Below are 2,085 nucleotides of genomic sequence, written 5' to 3' on the forward strand. Positions count from 1 at the left end.
GGAGTCTTCGCGCCTTCCACTCCAATCAACAGGGTTTCAATAAATGATCGTGAACTATATCTTTGTCGACAAACTGAAGCATGGGCTGTATCCCGATGCTTTTTTTACAGTAATTGACTTTCTATAGATAAAGTCCAGCCAAAAAGATTCCCAGTGCTTTTTCATAAATCTCATCAAACTGGGATATTGGCAGCGGATTGATTCCCGATCCCAGTTCCACAGTGAAGCCCGGACGGCGCCAATCCTGGATAAACCAGTCTTTATAGCCTGCATAGCTTTCAATTGTTTTGACTGGCTTGTAGCCGCTTACTCGGGCGAATTCATTAGCCATTGCTTCGGATTCAGGTGGCTCAAGGTTATCAAAGCCCCAATAAATCTCTTCGCCCTGGGTATGGAAAGCAATGACACGTGAAAAATCACGCCTTCTTGTCAGCTCTGCCATTCCAATTGCTTCGGGTTCGGTCAATGGGCGCTCGCCGCCATAATCCCTTGGACCTGGCTGTTTCGGGTTGCGTGCTCTTTCTAACTCCCATTTTGCCGGGAACTGATCATTCAAATCGACCCCGCGGATATTCGCCTTCCAGCCTGTAAAATCCCTGCTTCCTTTATTAAACTCGACAACCCTATCATTCCACGGATCCTCTTCAGGCGGACCATTCAAAACAAGATTTACGCCATCTGGATTAACCATAGGCACAATCGACAGAGTTGTTTGGTTATAGAAGTTCGCCATGGACAGCCCACGGATCGAAGTTTTATTCGTTACTGCAAGCAGGTAATCGTTTAAAAAAGTCATGATAATCGGAGTCGTAATCCATTCATTCGCATGGAATGAAGCATTATAATGCACTCTTTTGCTCCCTTTACCTATTAACGCTTCCGGTATCTTTTTCCCTAAAACTGAATTTCCGATGGATGGCAGCTGCATAAATGGATAGACACTCTGCAAGCGATTCAAGTCATTCGTAAGTGCAGCATAATCATAATTTTTCTTTCCCTGGACAATCCTCCAGGTAATTCTCAGAGGAATCTTGATCATCTGGCCAATGTACAACCCGTTTGGATTAATATTGCGGTTTGCCAGCAGCAAAGCATCCACTTGCAGCTTCCTGCTCTGTGCAATTTCCCATAATGTATCCCCTGCCCTGATTCTGTAATCCACTGCAGCATAGCCGGGTATCCTAACCCTCTGTCCAGCCATAAGTGCATTAGGATCCAAATCGCGGTTAGAATCTATGATCAGCTGAAGAGAGACATTAAAAACATTGCTGAAGTACCAAAAGGAATCTCCCCTTCTCACATATATATCCATAGCGCTCCTCCTGTCCTTGCTAAAGTTGCCTCTATATATATGTATGTGACTACTATTCAAAACTGGCAGGAATATTTAAGAAACATATATTTAATGAAGCTTTTTACGCATTAAATGCTTATATCCTAAGCATTTAATCCAGCCAAAAAAGCTTTGACCGCCAGCTTATAACTGTCGTCTAAATCAAGTGAGAGACCAAAGCCACCCTTCTGTTCTAGTGAAGCGAAACCATGCATAATGCTTCTCAATCCCCTTACAGCATGAATAGCAGAATCCTCCTTTAATTCAAATGGCTCGATCGTCGAAACGACCAGGTCAACAATCTTCTTTCCGGAGTAATAAACTTCTGTATCAGCAGGGTCTGGAGCAGATAATGCCGACTCGTACAAACCTGGATTTTGTCTTGAAAAAGAAAAATAGGCTTCACTGACCGCCAGCACAGCTTCTTCTCCTGGCTGTCTGCCTGCTGCCGCTGTGGCTAATCCGCTGTAAAGCTTTTCTAATGAAAAGATCGCTAGCTCTCTTTTGATTCCAGGAAGTCCGTCAAAGTGGTTATATAATGAAGGAGATTTTATCCTAAGCTTTTTCGCAAGCAATGCAAGGGTTACGTTCTCGCTTCCATATTCATTTGCAATCTCAGCTGCTGCCTGAATAATAACATTTTTCTCGAGCGCTACTTTCGGTCTTGGTGACATGTTCTTTCTCTCCTTTTATTTTAAAGCTCTGTTAAACAAGGCTGTTGATTTTCGTTCCAGGCGCTTCGCTTTCCGCGG

Annotated in this window: 2 protein-coding genes; both read right to left on the minus strand. The window is 43.6% G+C overall.

Features of this window, described 5'->3' with window-relative positions; genetic code table 11:
* Window positions 1–121 precede the first annotated feature (121 nt).
* On the minus strand, window positions 122–1,312 hold the full coding sequence (locus V7654_RS19600; RefSeq protein WP_335432488.1) for a M14 family metallopeptidase: 1,191 nt from the start codon (window positions 1,310–1,312) through the stop codon (window positions 122–124).
* Between the two features lie 125 nt (window positions 1,313–1,437).
* Window positions 1,438–2,007 (minus strand): TetR/AcrR family transcriptional regulator, encoded by a 570-nt coding sequence (locus V7654_RS19605; RefSeq protein ID WP_335432489.1) that lies wholly within the window; start codon window positions 2,005–2,007, stop codon window positions 1,438–1,440.
* Window positions 2,008–2,085: the final 78 nt, after the last annotated feature.

Source organism: Bacillus sp. JJ1609 (genome assembly GCF_036967045.1).
Lineage (GTDB): Bacteria > Bacillota > Bacilli > Bacillales > Cytobacillaceae > Mesobacillus.

Bases quoted from the DNA above. Each gene is read 5' to 3' on its own strand.
- V7654_RS19600 (WP_335432488.1), bottom strand. From the start codon at position 1,312: ATGGATATATATGTGAGAAGGGGAGATTCCTTTTGGTACTTCAGCAAT.
- V7654_RS19605 (WP_335432489.1), bottom strand. From the start codon at position 2,007: ATGTCACCAAGACCGAAAGTAGCGCTCGAGAAAAATGTTATTATTCAG.